This is a genomic window from uncultured Pseudoteredinibacter sp. (genome assembly GCF_947500695.1).
Classification (GTDB): Bacteria; Pseudomonadota; Gammaproteobacteria; order Pseudomonadales; family Cellvibrionaceae; genus Pseudoteredinibacter.
In genome coordinates this window covers 1-239 of sequence record NZ_CANMSS010000044.1, presented here as the reverse complement: position 1 = coordinate 239, position 239 = coordinate 1, and the positions used below count along the sequence as shown (strand labels likewise).

Here is a 239-nt window from a genome sequence, read left to right as displayed (position 1 = left end):
GCCGAAGTTACCTTGGAAGTGAACGGTAAAAAATACGGTCCTGTCACAGCTGATGGTAGCGGCGAGTGGAAGATTCAGATTCCAAATGCGGATGCCTTACCTGAAGGTGCGGTTACCTTTAAAGCTAAGGCTAAAGATGCTTCGGGTAATGAAGTTGAAGACACCTTCACCATCACGATTGATACCACGCCGAATGCGGTTCCGGTGATTAATGATGCCGACGATAACGTGGGTAATGT

The 239-nt window shown here is 47.7% G+C and carries 1 protein-coding gene; it reads left to right on the top strand.

The window, feature by feature from the left end; all coding sequences use genetic code 11:
* Positions 1–239, top strand: a 239-nt coding sequence (locus Q1A08_RS21415; RefSeq protein WP_299776432.1) for an Ig-like domain-containing protein, incomplete at both ends; no start/stop codon positions are given.